This window comes from Paraburkholderia sp. BR14320 (genome assembly GCF_040948665.1).
Lineage (GTDB): Bacteria > Pseudomonadota > Gammaproteobacteria > Burkholderiales > Burkholderiaceae > Paraburkholderia > Paraburkholderia youngii.
The window spans coordinates 129278-152381 of record NZ_JBFPKG010000015.1 but is presented as its reverse complement, the minus strand read 5'-3'; the positions used below and the strand labels follow the sequence as shown (position 1 = coordinate 152381).

At 61.2% G+C, this 23104-nt stretch carries 17 protein-coding genes and 3 pseudogenes; 9 read left to right on the top strand and 11 right to left on the bottom strand.

Going from position 1 to position 23104, the window contains the following annotated elements; genetic code table 11:
* The coding region (locus AB3X89_RS16800) for an AAA family ATPase (RefSeq protein WP_368584294.1) at positions 1-1533 on the bottom strand (1533 nt) is incomplete at its 3' end.
* A gap of 160 nt (positions 1534-1693) precedes the next feature.
* On the opposite strand from AB3X89_RS16800, the gene AB3X89_RS16795 reads away from it, so the two are divergent.
* Together AB3X89_RS16795 and AB3X89_RS16790 are read left to right on the top strand one after the other, a co-directional pair.
* On the top strand, positions 1694-2503 hold the full coding sequence (locus tag AB3X89_RS16795; protein WP_368584293.1) for an AraC family transcriptional regulator: 810 nt from the start codon (positions 1694-1696) through the stop codon (positions 2501-2503).
* A 182-nt stretch (positions 2504-2685) separates the two neighbouring features.
* Positions 2686-3297 (top strand): LysE family translocator, encoded by a 612-nt coding sequence (locus tag AB3X89_RS16790; protein WP_368584292.1) that lies wholly within the window; start codon positions 2686-2688, stop codon positions 3295-3297.
* Between the two features lie 67 nt (positions 3298-3364).
* On the opposite strand, the gene AB3X89_RS16785 is transcribed toward AB3X89_RS16790, so the two are convergent.
* Positions 3365-4882, bottom strand: coding sequence for an MmgE/PrpD family protein (locus tag AB3X89_RS16785; RefSeq protein ID WP_368584291.1), 1518 nt, complete (start codon positions 4880-4882; stop codon positions 3365-3367).
* An 825-nt stretch (positions 4883-5707) separates the two neighbouring features.
* On the opposite strand from AB3X89_RS16785, the gene AB3X89_RS16780 reads away from it, so the two are divergent.
* The 6 genes and pseudogenes from AB3X89_RS16780 to AB3X89_RS16755 all read left to right on the top strand — a co-directional run bounded on the left by AB3X89_RS16780 (position 5708) and on the right by AB3X89_RS16755 (position 11994).
* Positions 5708-6691: a TauD/TfdA dioxygenase family protein gene (locus AB3X89_RS16780; RefSeq protein WP_368584290.1), complete on the top strand. Its 984-nt coding sequence runs from the start codon at positions 5708-5710 to the stop codon at positions 6689-6691.
* A gap of 37 nt (positions 6692-6728) precedes the next feature.
* A complete protein-coding gene (locus AB3X89_RS16775) occupies positions 6729-8060 on the top strand; it encodes an ABC transporter substrate-binding protein (protein ID WP_368584289.1) in 1332 nt (443 codons plus the stop codon).
* A gap of 10 nt (positions 8061-8070) precedes the next feature.
* The gene (locus AB3X89_RS16770) at positions 8071-8982 is read left to right on the top strand and encodes a carbohydrate ABC transporter permease (protein WP_368584288.1); all 912 of its coding nucleotides are present in this window, start codon (positions 8071-8073) and stop codon (positions 8980-8982) included.
* Positions 8969-9898 (top strand): carbohydrate ABC transporter permease, encoded by a 930-nt coding sequence (locus AB3X89_RS16765; RefSeq protein ID WP_368584287.1) that lies wholly within the window; start codon positions 8969-8971, stop codon positions 9896-9898. Before AB3X89_RS16770 ends, AB3X89_RS16765 begins: the two co-directional genes overlap by 14 nt.
* Before the next feature lie 32 nt (positions 9899-9930).
* Positions 9931-11003, top strand: a pseudogene (locus AB3X89_RS16760) (ABC transporter ATP-binding protein).
* Positions 11004-11193: 190 nt separating this feature from the next.
* Entirely contained in the window at positions 11194-11994 is an 801-nt protein-coding gene (locus AB3X89_RS16755; protein ID WP_368584286.1) for a hypothetical protein, read from the top strand.
* A gap of 50 nt (positions 11995-12044) precedes the next feature.
* Here AB3X89_RS16755 and AB3X89_RS16750 read toward each other — a convergent pair.
* The 9 genes and pseudogenes from AB3X89_RS16750 to AB3X89_RS16710 form a co-directional block, all read right to left on the bottom strand.
* Positions 12045-12230 (bottom strand): annotated as a pseudogene (locus AB3X89_RS16750) (PLP-dependent aminotransferase family protein); the annotation flags it as partial.
* A gap of 187 nt (positions 12231-12417) precedes the next feature.
* Positions 12418-13359: a ribokinase gene (locus tag AB3X89_RS16745; RefSeq protein ID WP_368584285.1), complete on the bottom strand. Its 942-nt coding sequence runs from the start codon at positions 13357-13359 to the stop codon at positions 12418-12420.
* Between the two features lie 148 nt (positions 13360-13507).
* Positions 13508-14179: an HAD-IA family hydrolase gene (locus tag AB3X89_RS16740; RefSeq protein WP_368584284.1), complete on the bottom strand. Its 672-nt coding sequence runs from the start codon at positions 14177-14179 to the stop codon at positions 13508-13510.
* 19 nt (positions 14180-14198) lie between these two features.
* The gene (locus tag AB3X89_RS16735; RefSeq protein WP_368584283.1) at positions 14199-14999 is read right to left on the bottom strand and encodes a DeoR/GlpR family DNA-binding transcription regulator; all 801 of its coding nucleotides are present in this window, start codon (positions 14997-14999) and stop codon (positions 14199-14201) included.
* Between the two features lie 56 nt (positions 15000-15055).
* A complete protein-coding gene (locus tag AB3X89_RS16730) occupies positions 15056-15775 on the bottom strand; it encodes an L-ribulose-5-phosphate 4-epimerase (RefSeq protein WP_368584282.1) in 720 nt (239 codons plus the stop codon).
* A complete protein-coding gene (locus AB3X89_RS16725; protein WP_368584281.1) occupies positions 15760-17478 on the bottom strand; it encodes a ribulokinase in 1719 nt (572 codons plus the stop codon). Before AB3X89_RS16725 ends, AB3X89_RS16730 begins: the two co-directional genes overlap by 16 nt.
* A 1-nt stretch (position 17479) precedes the next feature.
* A pseudogene (locus AB3X89_RS16720) lies at positions 17480-18426 on the bottom strand (ribose ABC transporter permease).
* Between the two features lie 85 nt (positions 18427-18511).
* Positions 18512-20056: a sugar ABC transporter ATP-binding protein gene (locus AB3X89_RS16715; RefSeq protein WP_368584280.1), complete on the bottom strand. Its 1545-nt coding sequence runs from the start codon at positions 20054-20056 to the stop codon at positions 18512-18514.
* A gap of 76 nt (positions 20057-20132) precedes the next feature.
* A complete protein-coding gene (locus AB3X89_RS16710) occupies positions 20133-21074 on the bottom strand; it encodes an ABC transporter substrate-binding protein (RefSeq protein WP_368584279.1) in 942 nt (313 codons plus the stop codon).
* Between the two features lie 1454 nt (positions 21075-22528).
* Between AB3X89_RS16710 and tssB the strand changes: the two genes are divergently transcribed.
* Complete coding sequence (gene tssB, locus AB3X89_RS16705; RefSeq protein ID WP_368584278.1) at positions 22529-23065, top strand: type VI secretion system contractile sheath small subunit; 537 nt, start codon at positions 22529-22531, stop codon at positions 23063-23065.
* Positions 23066-23104 lie beyond the last annotated feature (39 nt).

Sequence of the window (23104 nt, the reverse complement as noted above, 5' to 3'; positions counted from 1 at the left end):
GATCTTCGCGCCCGCGCTGCGGATCGCTTCAAGCCGGGCCGTCAGCGGATGGGCGGCATCCACCTCGTTGTCGCGATAGGCGCCGATGACCATCAGGTAGCGCAGTTCCGGCTGGATCAGCAGGTCCACGAGCAGGTCCAGGGTCGCTGCGTCGAGCCACTGCAGGTCGTCGAGGAACAGTGCGAGCGGATGGTCGGCCTGAGCGAATACGCCGATGAAACGCCGGAACACCTGCAGGAAGCGCTGTTTCGCCTGTTGTGGTTCGAGCTCCGGGACCGCGGGCGGCTCGCCGATGATCAGCTTCAGTTCGGGGATCAGTTCGCTCACCAGCGCCGCATTGGGCGAGAGCGCGTCCAGCAATGCGGCACGCCAGCCCGCCAGCTCCGCTTCGGACTTGCCCAACAGCATGCGCACGAGACTTTGAAATGCCTGGATCAGCGTGGCATAGGGGATATCGCGCTTGTACTGGTCGAACTTGCCGGACGCAAACAATCCCCGTGGCGGCACGAGGATCTTGTGCAGTTCATTGACCACCGACGATTTGCCGATGCCCGAATAACCGGAAACCAGCACGAGCTCGGGCACGCCATTGCCGAGAATCCGGTCGAACGTGGTGACCAGGGTATCGACTTCCCGCTCACGTCCGTAAAGCTTCTCGGGGATCATCAGCCGGTCGGGGGTGCCGTGCTCGTCCAGCGCGAAGTCGTCGATACGCCGCTGACGCTCCCAGTCGACGAGGCAACGCCGCAGATCATGCTCGACACCGGCAGCAGTCTGATAACGCTCCTCGGCGGTCTTGGCGAGCAGCTTCATGACGATGCGGGAGATGACGGCGGGGATGGCTTCCACCCGCGCGTTGGGTGCCGATGGCGTTCTGGCGATATGGCAGTGCACCCATTCCATGGCGTCCGTGGCAGCAAACGGCAACACGCCGGTAAGCATCTGGTAGAACGTGACGCCGAGCGCATACAGATCGCTGCGCGAATCGATCGAGCGGTTCATCCGGCCGGTCTGCTCGGGCGCCATGTAGGCAAGTGTTCCGGCGATGGTTTCGGGTGGCTCGGGCGCCTGCCGCTCGCGTGGCAGGCGCGAGGCCAGGCCGAAGCCGGTCAGTCGCGGCTGTCCATCGGTGCAATGCACGAGGATATGCGCGGGCTTCAGATCCTTATGGACCAGGCCGCGTTGATGAAGCTTGCCTAGCGCAGCCGCAATGCCGCAAGCGATTTCGAGGAAGTACCCGATCTCGAGTGGTGTGCCGAGCAGACGCACGAGTGGTTCACCACCTGGATCTTCGAATGCCAGTGAGACCTGTCCGTTCTCACGCACCAGCCTCAGCGGGCGCACCGCCCACGCACTGTCAAGCTCGTCCTTTAGCGCCAACTCGTGGGCAAGCCGATCGAGACTGGCGGGCATGGGTTGTTCAGCGGCAAGCCGCGCGAACAGCACATTCTGGCCGGCTGCTGCCGAGGACTGTTCTCGCCACAGGACGCGATCGCCACCGTCCCACAAAACATTTTTTTCTTTGTTATCCATCGGTGCTGCGAAGAAATCGACGACTCCCGCGGATGCAGGTTTTCTGTAAGTATACAGGTGCGCTCCGTCGCGACGTCATTATTTGTGTACATAGTCGCAGGTACAACTCTCGCACTGGCAACGTGGGTGTGTGCGACGCGACCCGGAGGTCATGAGGGAAATGAAACGCACCAGATTTCGGCTGCTGATTTGCCAAAGAAGTGGCATCGAAGCTGTAGAAGCGGACACCACGCTCGTCTTCGGCCGGCACACCCATGAGCAGTTTGGTGTGGGTCTGATCGAGCGCGGCGCACAGAAATCGACGAGCGGCCGTGGTCTCGTCGAAGCCAGTGCGGGTGACGTAATCACTGTCAACCCTGGCGAAGTGCATGACGGGGCACCGATCGGCGACGGCGGGCGCTCATGGCGAATGCTGTATCTCGACCCCGCGATCGTTGCCGAGTTGGCCACGGACATTACGGAAGGCCGCAAAGGAGCGACTTGCGAGTTCAGCCAACCAAAAGTCAGTGACCGAAGAATCGCAGAGCAATTCGCCCAACTTTTTCGGGCAATGACCGGCAACATTGCAGACACGCACGGACTGAGGGCAGACGAGACCTTGCTGCTCGTGCTAGCTGGCTTGCTCCAGCCCGCACCCGCCACACACCGGTGCGTTCCAGCCGGAATCGCTTCGGCCCGCGCCCTGATCGATGACGATCCCCTAGCTATGGTGACGCTCACGGCACTCGCGGACGAAGCCGGGCTGAGCCGCTATCAGTTCCTGCGCGCTTTCGCGAAAGCGACCGGCCTCACGCCCCACGCTTACATCCTGCAGCGCCGCATTCATCACGCACGCCAGTTGATCCGTCATGGCGCGCGGCTCGCCGAAGCTGCCGCGCAAAGCGGTTTCTCCGATCAAAGCCATATGACGCGGCTGTTCGTCCGTAGTTTCGGCATGACACCGGGTGCGTACGCCGCCGGAGTCGGCTGACCGCCTACGCCTGCAATTTTGTTCAAGACCGTCGGACTGCCGACGCCGAGAATCGAGGCTCAATCTCTTTCCCCGGTGTGAGGCACGATCTTGCTATTTTTCCTTTTTCCCTGTTTTCGTCGCGGCATTCCAACGCGCGTCGCACGCGTGCCCTGGCTTTGCGTATCCACGACGGAGAGGCCATGAGCATCGAATTTCTGGTCACGTCGCTGGTCGTCGTAGCTTCGCCCGGAACCGGCGCACTCGTCACAGTGGGCGCTGGTTTGTCGCGCGGGGCGCGTGCAGCAATCGTCGCAGCATTGGGCTGTACGTTCGGCATCCTGCCGCACATGCTGGCGGCGATCACCGGTCTGGCGGCGCTCCTGCATGCGAGCGCTGTCGCGTTCTCAGCGATCAAATATGCGGGCGTCGCCTATCTGCTCTTCATTGCATGGAAAACACTCGAGGAAAAAGGACCGTTGAAGATCACGCTCGACAGCCCCGCACGCACCGACCGGGATGTGATCTTGCACGCGATCCTCGTGAATATCCTCAACCCTAAACTCTCGATCTTCTTCTTCGCATTCCTGCCGCAATTCATCGATCGCGGCGAAAACCAGCCTGCGCTTCGCATGCTGGAACTATCACTCGTCTTCATGGCGATGACGTTCGTCGTGTTCATGGCGTACGGCGTCTTCGCGGCGAGGGTCCGCGACCGCATTCTTTCGCGCCCCGACGTTCTCAAGTGGATGCGCCGGAGCTTTGCAGCCGCGTTCGTCGCAGTCGGGGTCAAGCTTGCCTTGGTGCAGCGGTAGGCTTCCTATCCCGGCACGGCGTGGGCGGATAAGTAAATCCGCCCATATAATCCTTCGATGATCGCGGCTACAAGGCCATAGCTGCGGTCAAGATCTTGGCCTTTGGCAGGGTCTCCAGTTGTTGAATATCGGCCATCAACGCTTGGGCTTGCGCACCACTCATTCCCGCCTTTTTCGTGCAATCGAGAAATTTTTGACGGAACTCGATGGGCGACATTGGATTCTTCGGTTCGCCTTTGGCAAATGCAACCGTTTTGGTAAACGTGCGGCCATCTTTCAGAGAAACGTCAAGGCGTGTAGCACCCGGTCCGCCACCCGGACGTGCCAGGCTTTTGTCTTCCGCCGTGTTGATGCGTTTGACCATTGCCAGCAGATCAGGGCGGCTGATCGCCGCCGTAGTGAAATGTTCGAATCCGACCTTATGGTCCACCAACGCGCACGCCACAACCCAAGGATTGCTGAATTGTGCATCCACGACAGAAGTTAGGTTCTGCTTCTTGCCAAGCGGAGAATCGAGGAGAAGATATTCGCCCGGGCCATTGTAGATGGTGATGCTTTCCACATCAGGCGCTTCAATTTTGTTCTCTGCAAACATAGTCAGCGCAGCATCCACCGCCGTATGACTGCCACGGCACGACGGCCATGGTTTGAACGAGACCTCGGTCGCGGCAAAAGTACTTCCCAGTCCCTCGAAGAGGAAATCGCGCGAATACTTATTACCGTGAAACTGATAATAAAAGCCACGCGGACCTTCCAGAATATTCCTGGCTCCTTGGACGCCCTGCTGAGATAGACGCGCAGCCATTACGCCGGCATAGGAAGCGAAGCCAGCGCCCATACGCTTCGTCAATGCACCATCCAGATGTGCTTGGGAATTACCCGAAGCTTGATGAAATGCAATACCCAGTGCAGATACCAGCTGATCACGCGTCAACCCCATCAGCTTGCCTGCGACAAAAGTCGAAGCAAAATATCCATAAAGGCTGGTGTTGTGCCAGCCCACAATGAACGCATCGACGCCAGGCTGTGCCGAATTGGCCAATCGACAGGCAAGGTCCACGCCCAATGCCGTAGCCGTAATTAGATCCCTGCCGCTGACATTGCCGAGCATGTCGGTTACGGCTAATGCGGCCGGAATCGTGATGACCGAGGGGTGCATGAAAGACCGCTCATAGGTATCGTCATAGTCGAGAGCGTCAGCCATGATTGCATTGACGCGAGCAGCATCCTGGGCGGGAACCTGAATACCGGTGCCCCAGATTGCGGCTTCGCGCTTACCGGCCATCTCGATGGTGAACTCGCGTATCTCTTTGGCTCCTGGCTCATTGGTGCCCCCCAGAGCCGCGCCCACTGTGTCCAGAATCTGATTCTTGGTTATGGCAATTACCGCGCTCGGTAGGTTGTCATAGGTGGTCTGCAAACAATAGTCCGCAAGGGCAACGATGTCATCCGGACCAGCGGGGCTTTTTGCTGGAGGCTTCTGTGCCGCCGTCGCATCAGCATAAGCGCACGCGGGAGCCAGCATCAATCCGCCGACCGATGCAATTGAGGTATGGATAAATGATCTGCGATTTAGTTTGGTCATTTAGTTTCCTGAAACGGACTAGCGTCAACCATTGTTCTTGTATCTTCAGAGTCATAACTTGACACCGGCAGACCGGGCCGGTGACCGGCGCGTCCGCCTTGATGCCATCCGCAACGTCCACTTTCAGTGATTAAAGAAGAGAGGCGAGAGCGCAGGTATCTGTACTTCCGCAATTGCAATCAACGCACGATCCAACCTATTTCAGGTGTGCGCACCGACTAATCACGGTCTTCATTTTGTATGCGTATTTAGACGGCTATTTGATATACATTAATGTTATGCAATATGTTGCGATGTTGCACCTGCGGGCCAAGGACGGAAATAGGTAAATCCCCGACCTGCGCCCGGAGGATCGCCCGGCACTGGGCAAAACTCGCGAGCGTGTCAGGAGGACGGAAGGGCAGTTCGACGATTTGTACTTGAACAGGTTTCACGGTGATATCGAGGTCTGGCAGCGCAAAGCGTCGGGCGATCGCTCTGGCGGCGCTTGTTATCTGAGCCGCATGAAGCGGCCTGCGGCGGTTGGCCGAGACCCTGGCGCAATTGCGAACCGGCGCTTCGGCGATGCGTGCCTGGATGTCTCACTGGACGGCCCGCTCCGCCATCCATTGCTGTGCAGGAGGATGAAAGCCGGTCAAGCTCGTGCATGCTCGACCGAACTAACTGTAAATGTCATTCGACGTAGGAGAAGGTATCGCGAACATGGCATTTTCGTTCCGCCGAATGCTTATCAGGCCAAGTACGGAATGAATATTCCTATTTATTGTTTTGTGCGTGGCATACCGATTTTTACACTTGTCGCCTGTTCATACAGGAGTGCCATCCGTGAGTTCCTCTGCCCAATCGAATCTGGACACCTCATTTGAAAATCTGCGCATCCGGCGTGTGGCGGGATTGATTGGCGGAGAAGTTCAGGATTTCAAGCTCTCCCCAGCGCTGGACGAGTCCGTGATCGACGCGCTCCATCGCGCGCTGGTGAAGTACAAGGTGCTGTTCTTTCGCGATCAGGGGCATCTGGACGACGTGTCGCACCAGGCGTTCGGCGCCCGATTCGGCGAAACCGTCGCGCATCCGACCGTGCCGTCGCCGGAAGGCACGGCGCTGTTCGAGCTGGATGCGTCCAAAGGTGGCGGCCGTGCGGATTCCTGGCACACGGACGTCACTTTCGTCGATGCGTTCCCGAAGATTTCCATTCTGCGCGGCGTGAAGATTCCGGCTTACGGCGGCGATACGGTGTGGGCCAACACGGCCGTCGCCTACGAACGTCTGCCGGACGATCTGAAACGGCTCGCCGACTCCCTGTGGGCCGTGCACACCAACGATTACGACTACGGTGCAGAGCGTATCGCGGGAACCGACACGCAGTCCGCCGCGGCGCGTCTCGCGCATCACCAGAACGTGTTCGTTTCGTCCGTGTACGAGGCTGAGCATCCGATCGTGCACGTGCATCCAGTGTCGGGCGAAAGGGCGTTGCTGTTGGGCCACTTCATCAAACGCATCGTGGGGTTGTCGAGTTCGGAGTCCGCGCGAATCTTCGAGATCCTGCAAAACCGCGTGATCCGCCTCGAAAACACCGTGCGCTGGCAGTGGCGTCAGAACGATGTGGCGATCTGGGACAACCGCGCAACGCAACACTACGCGGTGAACGATTACGGCACCCAGGAGCGCCTCGTGCGTCGCGTGACGGTGGCGGGTGAGCGCGCGGTTTCCGTCGACGGGCGTCATAGCCGCACGCTGCGGCGGCCGGAACGTACAACGCAAGTGGACTCGCCGCAGACCACGCGCGAGCCGGCCGCTTCCGCCGCCTGAGCGGGTTCGACAATAACCAATACTAGACTCTCCGCACATGACACAACGACGACGCCTGCTTCAGGCCGCCGCCGTACTCGGCGCAACGGCGATGCTGCCGGGCCTGGTTCGCGCGCAATCCGGCGCAAAGAAGTACGCCGGTGTGACGCTCAACGTATCGGTGTTCAGCACCGCATACACGAAACTGCTTCAGCAATGGTTGCCGGAGTTCGAGGCAGCGAGCGGCGCGAAGGTCAACTTCGACACACCTTCGTTTCCGGTCTACAACCAGCGCGCCGATCTCGAGTTGTCCACGCGGGGTTCCGCATATGACGTGCTGAACGTCACGTTCATCTACAGCAGCCGCTGGATCAATTCGGGCTGGCTGACCCCGCTCGACGACTTCATCAAGAATCCAGCGCTCACCGCGACGGACTGGGACGTCAAGGATTTCCTGCCGGGCGCGCTTGCGTCTGAAACCGGCAAGGATGGCAAGCTATATGGCATCCCCTGGAATGCCGAAGCACTGTTGTCCGGCTCTTCGCGCTTCGATCTCGTGAAGGCAGCGGGCTACGCGTATCCCGACACGACCGATGATCTCGTCAAGGTGCTGAGGGCCGTCAACAAGAAAGAACGCGTCGCGGGTTACGTCGCGGACAGCCACTACGGCTGGACCTTCGTGCCGTATCTGCAGGCATTCGGTGGCAATGTGTTCCGCTCGCCGCCGGACGACCTGTTTCCCACGCTCGACACACCTGAGGCGATCGCCGCCGCCGAGTATTACGCGAACCTGATCAGCGAGTTAGGCCCGGACGGTGGCGTGACCTACACGCCCGATCAGGTCACGCAGGCCCTGATGCTCGGCCGCACGAATTTTGCGGATGCCGGTCAGATCTACCTCGCCCAACTCGGCGACCCCGCGGCGAGCAGGACCGTGAAGACGGCGAGCTTCGGGCTCGTGCCGAAGGGACCGGCCGGACGCTTTCCCGGTGTCGCGGTGCATGGCCTGGGCATTCCCGCCGGCTCGAAGAACAAAGAAGCGGCGTGGTCATTCATTCAGTGGGCGCTGTCGAAGCAGATCACACGGCGAACCGTCGCTGCGGGTTACGGTTCGCCCGCGCGGCGTTCGGACATCGACTCGAAGGAATTCCGCGCGCGGCAGTTGATCAATGGGCACGATCTCGCGGAGCTCTCACTTCAATCCATCGATCTCGCGGCGAAATCCGGTCATATGAAGTACCGCACGGTCGCGGTCTATCCGCAGGTCGATCAGCAGCTCAACGCGGCGATCGCGCGCATCGCGACGAAGCAGCTGTCGGCACGCCAGGCGATGCAGCAGGCGCAAGCGGCGTCGATTGCGGAACTGAGACGGGCCGGCATCAAGATCTGACGGCTACGACATGTCCACGCCATTACATCCCTCGGCGAGCTGGGCGTCGCAACAGCGGCGCGCATTCCTGATGGGGCTGACACCGTCGTTGATCGCGTTGGCGGCCGTTACGCTCGTGCCAACCGTGGTGCTCGTCGTCGTCAGTCTGACTCCGCTGAGCCTCACAAACCCGGTTGCGAGTTTTCGCTTCGACGATCCGCTCGTGAACTATCGGCAACTGCTGCACGACACGCGCTTTCTCGATTCGGTGCGCACGCAGCTCAAGCTGTCGCTGGCGAGCGTAACGTCACAGCTGGCCATCGGCCTCGGGCTTGCGCTGCTGCTCGACGGCAAGTCGGCGTTGCTCAGGGGTGTGCGTACCGTCTTTCTGATTCCGATGGTGTTGCCGCCGATCGTCGCCGCGCTGATCTGGAAGATCCTCTATTCGCCGGATATCAGCCCGCTGCATCGTGTGCTGGAGTCGGCCGGTCATCCGGTGAGTTCGTTAATCGCGAATCCGTCGACCGCGCTATGGGCAGTCGCCGCCGCCGACACGTGGCAATGGTTCCCGTTCACGATGCTAATGGTGCTGGCCACATTGCAGACCATTCCCGACGATCCGCTCGAAGCGGCGAGCCTCGATGGCGCGGGGCGCTGGCAATTGTTTCGCTACATCGTGCTGCCATACCTGCGTCCGGTGCTGGTGGTCTGCGGATTGTTCCGGCTCATCGACAGCTTCAAGGCGTTCCCATTGATCTACGTGTTGACCAACGGCGGTCCCGGCACCGTAACGGAAGTTACCAACTACTACAGCTTCATCGAGGCGTTCAATTTCTCTTATTGGGGCTACGGGAGCGCGATCGCGACGGTCATCCTCGTCGGTGTCTTCCTGCTGAGCTGGCTGGTCGGCAAACTCGGATGGAACAGTCATGACGCAGACTAGTACTTCGATCAATCGCGATCTGCCCGGCGCAATTGGACTGAGCAAAGACGGACACACGGCACCTTTCGGCCGCCGACGTCGCAAGGGCACGCGGATGTATCGGCTGGGCGCGGCGTTGCAACGTCATGCACGCGAGGCGGTAGTCGTCGCGCTACTGCTGGTGCTGCTGTTTCCGTTCCTGTGGCTCGTGCAACTGGCGTTGCGTCCCGCTGACACGATCTTCGACGACGGCCTGCTCTTCAAGCCGACGCTCGATGCCTTCAGAGGCCTCTTTCATAGCAGCTTCGTAGGCTCGTTCGTGAACAGCCTCATCGTCAGCACGCTGTCCACGCTGCTTTCGTTGCTGATCGGCGTGCCGGCGGCTTACACGCTGACGCGCTGGAAGTTTCGCGCACGCAAGCAGGTCGCGCTATGGATTCTGACCACGCGAATGGCGCCGCCGATCGCGTTCACGATTCCGTTCTATCTCGCGTACCGGTGGCTCGGACTTCAGGACACTATCGCGGGACTGGTGATCGTGTATCTGACGTTCAATCTGTCGATTGTCGTCTGGCTGATGCAAACCTTCTTCGACGCCGTGCCGCGCACACTCGAAGAAGCCGCGCAGATCGACGGCTGCGGCATCTGGCAAGCCTTCTGGCGCGTCACGCTGCCGCTTGCGGCGCCTGGACTCGCGGCCACCGCCGTGCTGTGCTTCATCTTCTCGTGGAACGACTTCTTCTACGCCTTGATTCTCACGCGGACCAATGCGATCACCGCGCCGGTGGCGATCGTGAATTTTCTCCAGTACGAAGGCTGGGAATGGACCAAGGTCGCCGCCGCCGGCACGCTGGTCATGCTGCCGGTCGTTCTGTTCACGGTACTCGTCCGTACATACCTGGTGCGCGGCCTGACCGCGGGCGGACTGAAGGACTAGAAAGAATTGCGAAATAAAGGATTCAACGCGCTATGTCTTCGCTCAGCATCCGCAACGTCCACAAACGCTACGACAATACCGAGGCCATTCGCGGCATCGATGTCGAAATCGCCGAAGGAGAATTCGTGGCGCTCGTCGGTCCGTCGGGCTGCGGAAAATCTACGTTGCTGCGGATGATCGCTGGACTGGAGTCGGTCACAGAAGGCGACATCATGCTAGGCGATCAATCGATCAACGACGTCGCGCCGAAAGATCGCAACATCGCGATGGTGTTCCAGAATTACGCGCTTTATCCGCATATGACTGTCGCGCAGAATCTTGCGTTTTCTCTGCAATTAAAGGGCGCGTCGAAGGCAGAGATGGCGGCACGCGTGAACGACGTCGCGCAGAGCCTTGGACTGACTCCGCTGCTCGAACGCCTGCCGCGCCAGTTATCGGGTGGACAAAGACAGCGCGTCGCGATGGGCCGCGCGATCGTGCGTCAACCGCAAGCATTCCTGTTCGACGAGAGCCGCTGTCGAATCTCGACGCGAGCCTGCGCGTCAAGATGCGCACGGAGATCAAGGCCTTGCATCAGCGTCTGCGCACCACCACGATTTACGTAACGCACGATCAGGTCGAAGCGATGACGATGGCTGACCGCATCGTCGTCCTCAAGGATGGATTGGTCGAACAGGTGGGCACGCCGCTTGAACTTTATGACACGCCGCGCAATGCGTTCGTTGCGGGGTTCATCGGCTCGCCGTCGATGAATTTCATTCACGGACACCTGGACCTCAACAACGGTGCACACGTGGTAACGGACGGTGGCCTGCAGTTGCCGTTGGCGGCCAGGCCGAACGCAGAGCAAGGAGCCCGCGTGATTTATGGCGCGAGGCCTGAGGACTTCCGGCTCGATGCAAGCGGACGCGGCTTGCCGGCTGAAGTGGTGGTAGTGGAACCGACCGGGTCGGAGACGCAGATAGCGGTGCGTTTTGCCGGCCAGGATCTCATCGTTGCGTATCGTGAGCGTATCGATGCCCGGCCGGGGGACCGAATCCATCTGCTCCCGCGCGGGGAGCGGACACATCTGTTCGATGCGCACAGCGGAGCGCGGTTGAACTAAGAGTAAAGAGGCAAGGATCTTCGCTGCCGCTGTTACGCCACGGCCCCAGGCTAAAGGCCTTCACGCTGCTGCGCAAACTGCAGGAAGCGCATCCCGGGCCGTTTCCCGACAGTCGCGTGTTGACGATGGAAAGAACTTGCGCGTATCGTCGTGCAAACCACGCGCCACAGCGAACTGGAGACCACCCGGAATGCCTATCAATGTCGCCAACTGTCGGACCCTCCCGACCACGGTATCGACCGGTAACTTCAATGGCGGGGCGTTCGTGCCGCTGGTCAACGGCTTGCACCGCCACTACACGGCGGCGAACTGCCGGGTCAACCTGAATCCGGCGATGAATGTTGGCGTCGGCATTGCCGGACTCACGAGCCTGAATCCGCAGGCCGCGCCCGCCGGTGACACCTATTTCCTGCCGTTCGCGACCGACGAAATCACTTCGATGGTGCTCCCGCCGCCCGGCGGCGGAGGCGCGCCGCAGTCGTTTCTGACGACCAACCTGTCGGGCTGCATGGTCTACGTCGATCGCGTGCATGGCGTACCGGGGTCCATCGTCGTCTACCACGCGAACAACCAGTCCAATGCGCCGGGCGGTCACCTGGGCGGCTTGCAGCCGACGCTGGAACTGCCGGCTTGCACCGCTTACCTGAATAACCTTTACAACACCGCGCGCGGCCACCTTGCGGCGGCTCCGTTCGGGCTGAACCTGCTGCCGCTCGGCAACGTGGCCAAGCCGGCCTACAACGCCGGGGCGATGGCCGAGGTCAACCGCAAGCTCGGGCAGTCGCGCACGAACGTCGAGTTCACCGGCGGCACCATCGTGTTTGGCCGAGCGAACGGCGCACACTGGGAACTCTTCTGGGCGACCTACGGCAGTTGTGAATACGACCGCCCCGCCTATGCGCCCAAAGCGTGGTTCGGGCACGGCCACCGCAATCCGACGGGCAGTACCAATCCTAACTACCGGGTGCTCGGGTCGGCGCGATTCGTCTAGCCGGGGCCCTGGCGGAAAAGCACGCGAAGTGCACGACGACGCGAGGTGAGCAACGCGCCGGCCACACGTTGTGTCTGCCGCACAGTGGGCGCGCGCAGATAGGCGACACGCAAGCCCGCACCCAGCGTTTTAGAAAAGCCGGTGACGTACCACGTCAGTTCGGGGGCGAGCGTGGCAAGTGCCACACGCTTGTTCGATGGCAGCCATCCGTATGCGTCGTCTTCGATGATGGGGACGTCCGCTCGCCAGATCCTCTTCGATCGGACCCGCTATCACGAGATACGCCGGCTTTCGGCTTTCAGTCAGCCGTTCGAGCCAGTGATGCGTGAGACTGTCCATGCCAGTAATTCCCAATGCGGATTCCTGACTGCCTTTGTCCAAAAGTGGCACAGCGATATGTCACCGATGGCCTTGGTCGCATCACTAGATGCAAGCGCTGGGCAGTTCCCACAGATATGGTATCGACGGTGCGGCACCGGTTCGAGTCACGCAAATAGCTGCGGCAGATTGGGCGAACTTCACGGCTTTCGTGTCGGATGCTCCCGCGACGATCGCCGTCGCGAACGCTCCGGCGAACGTGTCGCCGGCTCCCGTAGAGTCGATCGCAACGACCGGTTCCGCAGGAAGGAACTCGATGCGTGGTTCGTTCTCGCCCGCAAAGCATGTGACCGCGCCCTTCGCGCCCAGCGTCACCAGAACGTTTCGTGCGCCGGCAGCCCGGAGCGCGTGCGCCGCCGACATCGCATCCTCGACGGAGTCGAGCGGTTGTCCGGACAGAATAGCGGCTTCGACCTCGTTCACGACGAGATACTCGACGAGCTTCAGGAGATGCGCCGGTAGCACGCCTCGAACCGGTGAAGCATTGAGCAGCACGGGTACGCTGGCCTCATTGGCCATGGCGAGGATTCGTTCGACTGTCGACATCGGCATCGTCAGTTCGCAGAGGATCAGCCGCGGCGTCGGACAGGCCTGCAGATGGCGAGCGGCCAAGTCAGGCGTGAGCTTGCCGTTGCTTCCTTCGACCGTAACGATCGAATTGCATCCGCTCGGATCGACGACGACCATCGCAATGCCGCTCGCACAGCCGGGAATCACTGAAACGCCGGCGCAGTCGATGCGGTCGGTTTCGAGGCTCGCGCGCAGCCTCGGACCGAATTCGTCGTCGCCGACGCAGGCGATGAGCGACACGTTCGCACCGAGACGCGCTGCGGCAATCGCCTGATTGCCTGCCTTGCCGCCAGGCGCGACCATGAACTGCTCGCCGCTCAGCGTTTCGCCGGGGCGCGGCAGGTGCGGCACATACACCGTGAAATCCATGTTCACGCTTCCGACCACGACAATTCGCGGCAACGGATCGTCTCTCATGTCGTCATGTCGAAAAATCATCCATCAGCGGCGCGACCGGACCGGTGCGCTCGAACCCGTTCACAGTCGCTCGACCGTGACACCGCTGAGAAGGATAACGCTTTCCGCTGCGAAATGAGAGCAGAGCTCAGGGACCGAGGATTCGCTGTCAGGCGAGCCGGGCGGATAACTGCAGGACGATCTCGCTGCCGTCGGTCGCCGCGGTGACGCCAGTCAGGTCGTGCACCCGCAGTGTTTCCCCGAGCCCCGCCGCGGACGACGCCCATGCGACCGCGACCACCTTCGCGCCCGCGGCGATGCCGGCAGCGATGCCCGCAGGCGCATCTTCGAACACCACCGCGTCGCGCGCCTCGAGACCCATGCGACGAGCCGCCATCTCGAAGCCGTCCGGCGCGGGTTTGCCGCGCGCGACGTCTTCGGCGCTGACGATAAACGGCGGGACCGGCAATCCAGCCGCCTGCAGGCGCCTGCTCGCGAGGGCCTTGTCCGCGGAGGTGACCACCGCCCACCGATTCGGGGGCAGCGACCTCAGCAGTTCTCCCGCGCCCGGAATAGCGAGGATGCCGTCGACATCTTCGCGCTCGCGCCGCATCAGCGCGAGCGTATCGGCTTCGACGTCGGCGCCTGCCGGCGCGAGCGCGCTCAAGGTGTCGATGGTGCGGCGTCCATGCGCTTCACGGATGACTAGCGCGGGGTCGAGTCCGTAACGCTCGGCCCACTCCGTGTACGCGCGGTGCATCGGAGCGCGGGAATCGAGCAGGGTGCCGTCCATGTCGAACAGGACGCAGGTACAGCGCAGAAAGTCGGGTTGTCGATGCATTGTCTGAAGTATCGGTGAGTCAGCCGGCGATAAGCAGTTCGACGCCCATGTTCGCGGCGGCCGACCGTGCCTCGTCCGGCAGGTCGTCGTCGCAAACCCAGGCAGAAACTTTCTCGAATGGCGCGATGGACACGAATCCTCGCTGGCCCCACTTGGTGCTGTCGGCGAGCGCGCAAATGCGTCGGCTGCGTTCGATCGCTACATGCTTGAGTTGTGTTTCGAGCTGGTTGGCATTGGTCCAGCCGGCCTCGAGGTCGACGCCGCGAGCGCCCATGAAGAACAGGTCGAAGTGAAGTTGCCCGACTTGGGCGATAGCGACGGGACCGACGGTCGCAAGCCCATTGCGATAAAGCTCACCGCCTATGAGATGGACGTCGTAGGCCGGGTGACCGGCCAGTTCCATCGCCAGATTGATGCCGTGCGTGACGACGGAAAGCTGGTTGACGCCGGGCAGCCCGTCGCGGATCCGGCGCGCGAGTTCCATGGCTGTCGTGCCGGAGTCGAGGTAGACGACCATGCCGTCCAGAATCAACTCGGCTGCGCACTGGCCGATGCGTTGCTTCTGCGTCTGCCCTTCGCGCGCCCTTAACGGATAGTCGACTTCCGAATCGACGAGCACTGCGCCGCCGTGCACGCGACGCAGCCGCCCCTGTTCTTCGAGCACCTGCAGGTCGCGCCTCACGGTCATCGTGGACAAAGAGAATTGCTGCGCGAGATCAGTCACGCGGCACTGACCGCCTCGTGCCAGCGCATCGAGGATCAGTTCCCGACGGTGTTCAGCCAGTACGCTTTCCGTTGTGTTCTTTTCGGACGTGGGCATGAAAGTCCCGGTTCGTGTTGCCGCTATGAAAGCGCGCCGTGCAAATGATCGAGCCGCTATTTTAGTCCTTCCACGGGGGCGGGCGTTCTGGCCTGTCCATAGTATGCGCCGGCGCCATGCTTGCGCAGATAGTGCTTGCGGATCAGTGTTTCCTTGATCGGCGGCGTCACCGGATTGATGGTTCGGGTCAGGTAGGCCATCTGTGCAATTTCTTCGAGCACGCGGCTGTTATAGACGGCCTTCTGCGCCGACTTGCCCCATGTGAACGGCCCATGACAGGCCACGATCACCATTTCGACTTCGCGAGGATTCGCGCCGCGCAGCCGCTCAACGATCTGGCGGCCTGTCTCGACTTCGTAATCGCGCTCGATGGCCTCGTCGCTCATCGGTTCCGTCACCGGGATGGGCTCGGTCAGGTGGTCGGCGTGCGTCGTTCCGAACACCGGGATCTCACGACAGGCCTGCGCCCAGGCGACCGCATACATCGAATGGGAGTGGCAGATCCCGCCGATACCCTCGAATTCCCGGTACAGCACCGCATGCGTATTCGTATCCGAAGACGGTCTTCCGGTACCTTCCACGACGCGCCCTTCGAGGTCGACGACGACCATCGCATCTGCACGAAGCTCTTCGTAGGGGACACCGCTGGGCTTGATCGCGAACACGCCACGGCTCGCATCGAACGCGCTGACGTTGCCGAACGTGTAGATGGCGAGACCCTGCTTCGGGATCTCGAGATTCGCCTCGTAAGCCTCGCGTTTCAGCTCAGTGAACATGATGTGTCTTCGGTTTCCGATACGGGATGTGATCGATCGCGCATGGCACGCTCGACGAGCGCGCCATACGACTGGTACGTGCGGTACAGTTGCTCGTAAGCCTCACGGCCTTTCGCGCTCGGCCGGTAGACATGCTCGAAGCCGGCCCCCATCTCGATCTGCGCCTGTTCCGCCGTCTCGTGCAGGCCGGCCGCCACGGCGGCGAACATCGCTGCGCCTAGCGCCACGGCCTGGTCGGCTGCGGTCACGCGAATTTCCTTGCCGAACACGTCGGCTGCGATCTGCATGTTCAGCGGAGACTTCCGCGCCACACCGCCGACGGCGATTACGTCGTCGATCCGCACACCTTCGTTCTGGAACTGCTCGACGATGGCTCGCGCGCCAAACGCTGTCGCTTCGATCAACGCCCGATAAATCTTCGGAGCGTCGCTGCCGAGCGACAGCCCGAAAATCGCCCCCCGCAATCGCTGGTCGGCGAACGGCGTGCGGCGCCCGTTCAACCAGTCGATGGCGACGATGCCGGTCGTTTGCGGATCCTCGCCCGCGGCCGCGCGTTCGAGAGCGGGCAGGATGCGCGCGGCGAGCGCCTCACGTTGCGGCCCGCTCAGATCGGTTTCGTCGAGCAGACCCAGCGGCCACGACAGCAAGCGCCGAAACCATGCATATACGTCGCCAAAGGCCGACTGACCGGCCTCGAGTCCAGTCATGCCTCGAATCACCGAGCCGTCGACCTGGCCGCAGATGCCTCGCACGACGCTGCCGGCGACTTCCTCGTTCGGCACGACCACGACATCGCACGTCGAAGTGCCCATCACCTTCACCAGCGTGTGCGCGCGAGCGCCGGCTCCGACCGCGCCCATGTGCGCATCGAACGCGCCGACACCGACGACGACGTCGGTCGTCAGTCCCAGCGCCTGAGCCCATTCGGGCGTCAGATGCCCCGTCGGCACATCCGCCGTGAAAGTGTCGTCGTACAGACGCTCGCGCACGCCAGCCAGCAGCGGATCGAGACGGGCCAGAAACGCTTCGCTCGGCAAGCCGTCGAACGACTGATGCCACATGGCCTTGTGCCCGGCCGCGCAGCGGCTGCGGCGCATCTGGTCGGGGCGTGTCGTGCCGCTCAGCAGCGCCGGCATCCAGTCGCAGTGCTCCACCCAGCTGTAAGTCGCGGCCCGAACTTGCGGATCGACACGGAACACATGCAGCATGTTCGACCAGAACCACTCGGCGGAGTAGACACCGCCGACGAAGCGCGTGTAGTCCTCGCCATCCCACCCGTGGGCGAGCCGGTTGATCTCTTCCGCCTCGCGCACGGCGGTGTGGTCTTTCCAGAGCACGAACATCGCATTCGGATTGTCGCGAAACGCCGGCGTCAGCGACAGTGGCGTTCCGTGCTCATCGACCGCGACCGACGTCGAACCCGTAGTCGCTATCGAAATGCCTGCGATCAGCCTGCGCGCGGCATCGCCCGCCTCATCGAGCGACCCGCGCACGGCCTGCGTCATCGCCTCGATGTAGTCGAGCGGATGTTGCCGATAGACCCCATGATCGGGGTCGCAGTAGCGTCCCTCGCTCCATCTGCGGTAGAAGGCGACTGCGCTGCCGCGTTGCTCGCCTGTGGCAGCATCGACGACGAGACTGCGGCATGAGTCGGTACCAAAGTCGACACCGATGACGAATCTTTGCTGCTCCGGATGGATCATGTCAGTTCACCGCCCCCTTCTGCCGCCACTTGTCGAGAATCACGGCGAGGACGATCACCACGCCTTTGGCCACGTATTGCCAGAACGAGGACAGCCCGAGAATGGTGAGTCCGTTGTTCATCACGCCGATGATCAAAGCACCCACGACCGTGCCCCAGATCGTCCCGACGCCGCCCATGAGGCTCGTGCCGCCCAGCACGACCGCGGCGATCGCGTCCAGTTCGTAGCCCGTGCCCCAGTTGCCGCTCGCCGCGTAGAGCTTGCTGGCCGACATCGCGCCCGCGAGCCCGGAAAAAAGCCCGCTTATCGAATAGACGAACAGCAGTACGCCGCGCACCCTGATGCCGGTCAGCCGCGCGGCCTGCAGATTGCCGCCCACTGAGTAAATATGGATGCCTAGTACGGTCTTGCGCAGAATCACCCACGACACGAGCACGACGGCAACCGGATCCAGATCAGCCACGGCACGTGCAGAAAGTCGTCGTTGCCGATCCACTCGAAGCTCGGAATCGAGTTGTTCAGCACCGTGGTGCCGTTCGACAACAGATACGCCGCGCCGCGAAACGCCGTCATCGTGCCGAGCGTGACCACGAACGGATTGATGTCGAGAAACGCGACCATCACACCGTTCAGCGCACCCATCACCAGACCGGATGCGACGAACACCGGAATGGACCACGCCGCCAGGCTGCCCATCAGCGACAGCTGCATCCCAAGCACGGCGGACACGGCCAGAATCGAGCCGACGGACAGATCGATGCCCGCCGTGAGAACCACGAACGTCATGCCGGCGGCGAGCACGAGGTTGATCGCCACCTGGCGCAGCACATTCATCGTGTTGTCGGCGGTCGCGAAATTCGATGTGCCATCGGCACTGAAATGCACGGTGAGGAAGTAGAACACCGCGTACAGCACGACCAGCACCGGCAGCATGCCGAGACGCTGCATCAGCGCGCGCGCGGAAAACGGCGCGCGCGACGCATGTGCGGGCGCGTCCGTATGTATTGGAGTTCGAGCCGGGGTTTCGCTTGATTCAGCCATGGTTGATGTGTTCCTCCACTCGTTCATGACGGGACCCGGCGACGGACTCGGTGTCCGTTGCCAGACGCATGATGTTTTCCTGGGTGATCGCTTCGCCCGCGAGCTCTCCTGTAATCGCGCCTTCGCGCATCACGAGGACACGGTCACAGACGCCGATGATTTCCAGCAGCTCGCTCGATATCACGATCACGCCGACGCCCGATTCGGCCAGCGCGTGGATGATCTGATAGATTTCGCTCTTCGCGCCGATGTCGACGCCGCGAGTAGGCTCGTCGAGTATCAGCACCTTCGGGCCGATCTCGAGCCAGCGCGCGAGCAGGACCTTCTGCTGGTTGCCGCCCGAGAGACGCCCAACCGGCAGCTCGAGATTCGGCGTCTTCACGCCGAGTCGAGCGGCTGCGGTTTTCGCGCGCGCTCGCAGGGCCCGGTGATCGACGAGGCCGAAGCGCGTATGACGGCTCGCGACATTGAGAACCGCGTTCTCGCGCACGCCGAGCTGCAGGAAGAGGCCGAGCGCCTTACGGTCTTCTGGTACGTATGCGAGACCGGCTTTCATCGCCGCGCGCGGATCCGCGACAACGAGCGTTTTGCCTTCGATCTGCACGGTCCCCGATGTCTTCTCGTCCGCGCCGAAGATCAGTCTCGCGAGCTCGGTACGGCCCGCGCCGACGAGCCCCGCGAGACCCAGCACTTCGCCTCGCTTCACCGTGAACGTCGCGGGCATGATCTTGCCGCCTCCGACGCCGTTCACTTGCAGCACGGGTTCGCGTTCGGTAGTCGCGCGTCGCTCGTGCTGATAGAAGTCGTCGAGCGAGCGGCCCACCATCATCTGCACGAGCTTTTTCGAATCGAGCGCGTCGCGGGTGAGCTCGCCGACGTACTTGCCGTCGCGCAGCACGGTTACCCGGTCCGCCAACGCATAAACCTCGGCCATCCGATGGCTGATGTAGATGATCGCCATCCCTTCATCGCGAAGCCTGCGCACGACGGAAAACAGATGTTCGGCCTCCCGGTCCGAAAGCGCGGCGGTCGGCTCGTCCATGATCAATACGCGGCCATGATGGATCAGCGCACGCGCGATCTCGACCTGCTGCTGCTCCGCGATCGAAAGCGAGCCCGCCCGGTCGGAGGCTCGAAATCTGGCGCCGAGCTGCTGCAATACATCCTGCGTCTGCCGCAGCATCGCGGCTCGGTCCGAGAGGCCGAAACGCGAACGCGGCTCGCTGCCCATAAACACGTTTTCGGCGACCGACATGTGCGGCGCGACCGCAAGTTCCTGATAAATGAGGCTGATTCCCAACGCGCGGCTGGCCGCGGGATTGGCAAGCCGCACCGGCTTGCCTTCGATGCGGATTTCGCCCGCGTCCGGCTGGTAGACGCCGGACAGTATTTTCATGAGCGTGCTTTTGCCCGCGCCGTTTTCTCCCATCAGCGCGTGGATTTCTCCGGGATGAACGGTCAGTTTGACGCCGGATAGCGCACGCGTTGCGCCGAACGTTTTGTCGACGCCGGTCATCTGCAAGACGGGTGTGGTCATCGTAATCCTCAAGAACGCGAGGCGAGCGCCGCTTCGCTGCGCGCGGGCTGCTCGCCGTGCCCCGATGCTTGGCCGACTAGTCGCGAATCCAGCCTTGATACGTCGCGACGTTCGCCTTCGTGATTGGCGGGGTCGGCAGCAGCTTGACCTTGTCTTTCGGAGGGCGGCCGTTCATCAGCGCGTAGCCGACGTCGACGGCCTGCGCGGCCATACCATTCGGGTCCTGCGCCGGGGAAACGACGAATAGCGACTGCGGGGTCTTGAGCGCCTGGACACCGTCCGGGCCTCCATCGACGCCGCCGATCAGCTTGATGTCCGAGCGTTTCGCCTGCTTGATCGCGAGCTCGGCGCCGATCGCGGTCGGATCGTTGACGCCGAAGACCGCGTCGATCTTCGGATATGCGGCGAGCAGATTCGACATCGAAGTCAGACCGCCGTCGCGGCTGCCGCCGGCGTTCTGGTTGTCGGACAGAATCTTGATAGCGGGGTATTTGGCGAGCTCTGACTTGCAGCCGGTGACCCGGTCCATGATCGACGAAACAGGTGGCCCGTTGACGATGACGAGGCTGCCCTTGCCGTTGAGCTGTTCGGCGATGTATTTGCACGACTGCTGGCCGGCCATCGTGTTGTCGGACATGACCGTCGCGTCGGCGCCGTCCGCGCTCACGTCGACCGCCACCACCACGATGCCCGCCTTCTGCGCTTTGCGCACCTCGGGTCCGATGCCTTTCGAGTCGGCCGCGCCCAGCACGATCATGTCGACCTTGTTGGCGATGAAATTGTCGATCTGGCCCACCTGGGTGTTCAGGTCGTATTTGGCCGAGACGACCGTCACCTGAGCGTTCGGATTGATCTTCTGCGCTTCGCGCGTGACGCTTTGTCCAACCGCGACGAAATACGGATTCGCGAGGTCGCCGACGGTCACGCCGACGGAACGCAGCGGCTTGTCGGCAGCGTGAGCGCTTGCGGCAAGCCCGAAAAGCGCGCACACGAACAGGCTCGTAGCAGTCTTCTTCATGCGATGTCTCCTTGTTTTCGATTGTCTGTGGCTGACATTATGTTTGATTTCTGCTCGGATCGAACATGATCAAACATAATATAACTATATCACCCAACATCGAACATGCAAGGGCGAAGATGTTGTGCTTTGCAGTGTGAAAGGCTTCGGCCGGCGCGGCCGCTGCCATCGCGGAACAGGATCAGGTATTCACCGAGGACACGGACCTTGCGCGGCGTCGACGTTGCATCTGATGTTAAGCCGATGGGATGCCAGTACTTCGGGCGATAAATCGATATCGCGACGAATGCAGTTTCCGTTCAGCGACACTGGGGGAGGACCCGAACAATACTGAGAACTGTCCGTTATTTTCTCGAAAGAAAGTGAAAGCAAGATGTATGAAACCAACAAATTTCAAACACGGCAACGCGAGGACTACGTATGCGGTAGGGAGCCACCCGCCAAAAAACGCTTCTCTAACGACCCGGGACGAATTTTAGTAGCATCCGCTAATAACTTTTTTGGTCGCATTTTTTATTTCTTACATCAACTTTCATTTCCGCTACGTTACCGGATACTTGCGGATGGAAAGCTTTCTAAAACTTTGGGTCGTGGCGCGCAGGGTCGATTGAACTGCCGCTGTCAGGCTTGCCGAATGGGAGGCGCAAGCCGGTCGGGCTGCGGCACTCGCCGGGTATCAGTTTCTGTTTTTTGTCACCAACGCATATTTCAAGTGATCTATTTTTTACTTGTTATACCTTGTAGGTTCATATGCAGACGCGCACTGCATTTTCGATTTCAGATAATCGATACTTTTTTGCGAGATATTTGCTGTTTTGATTATCTGTTGGTTCGCGCTAGACATGACTCGTCGGTGGACGCGAACGTTCGGAGTCCGGCTGGTAGGTGCGGAAAGGGCTAATTGCACAAAGGCCGTCTACGTTCATCGCACTATGACGCCAGTCGCCAAGGCTTTCCAATAACGCTCTCTTTAGCGATGCCGCTAGCCCCAACCGATTGCCAGATAACTGTCTTGTAGCTGTAAAAAGTCTGTGTTCTAATTCTGCCTAAATTTTCCAGGCCGGCCAGCATGCACCGATCGTGCGTGAGACCAGGTTGGCCTGACAAGCAAGTCACGGTTTCTTCTTCAACGGCCATTACCCCTGACCAAGGTAGTGTTCATGGCCAGCGGAAACCGCGGGGGACGAGCGCTAGAACTGCTACCAGCGCTCTATACGGTAGCCTGCCATCCGCGCAGGTTCGCCCAGCCCTGCTGTGGGTAGCCTGATTCAAAGAAAACTAAAGAAAGGCGCTCACGTTGACGACAACCCGTCAGCGGGTTCTGCTCGCGCGCATGCGGCGAGCGTGATCCTGCGCGCTCTTCGACAGACTTTTGTACCTTGTGCCATACGCTCGCAAACGAAGCGGGCGCCAGCGTTCGTTGTCCTCATAGTCAAGCATCTCCGGAGAGATCCATGTCGAACAGTTTGCAGAAATGGGTGGGGCGTAACCGTCCGCCGCGTGTCCAGATCACCTACGACGTCGAAGTCGGCGATGCGGTCGAGAAGCGTGAGCTTCCGCTCGTGGTCGGCCTGCTGGCGGACCTTTCGGGGCATCCGGCCACGCCGCTGCCAAAGCTCAAGGAGCGCCGTCTGGTCGACATCGACCGTGACAACTTCGACGAGATCATGGGCAAAATCCGCCCGCGACTCGACCTTTCCGTGCCCGACACGATGAAGGGCGAAGGCAATATCAAGGTCGAGCTGAAGTTCGAAAAGTTCGAGGATTTCCACCCAGAAAGCATCGTGAATCAGGTGCCGCGCCTCGCGAAGCTGCTCGAAGCGCGTCAGCAACTGCGTGATCTGCTCGCCAAACTCGACGGCAACGACGAACTCGATTCGATGCTCGAGCGCATCGTGCAGAGCAGCGAAGAACTCAAGAAAGTTCAAAGCCAGGCTCAGGCCAGCAACGCACCCGCAGCCGAGGCTGCAGGTGACGCATCGGCTGAATAAGCCACGACTGGCGAAACCGGCATAACGGGCGAGACCCAA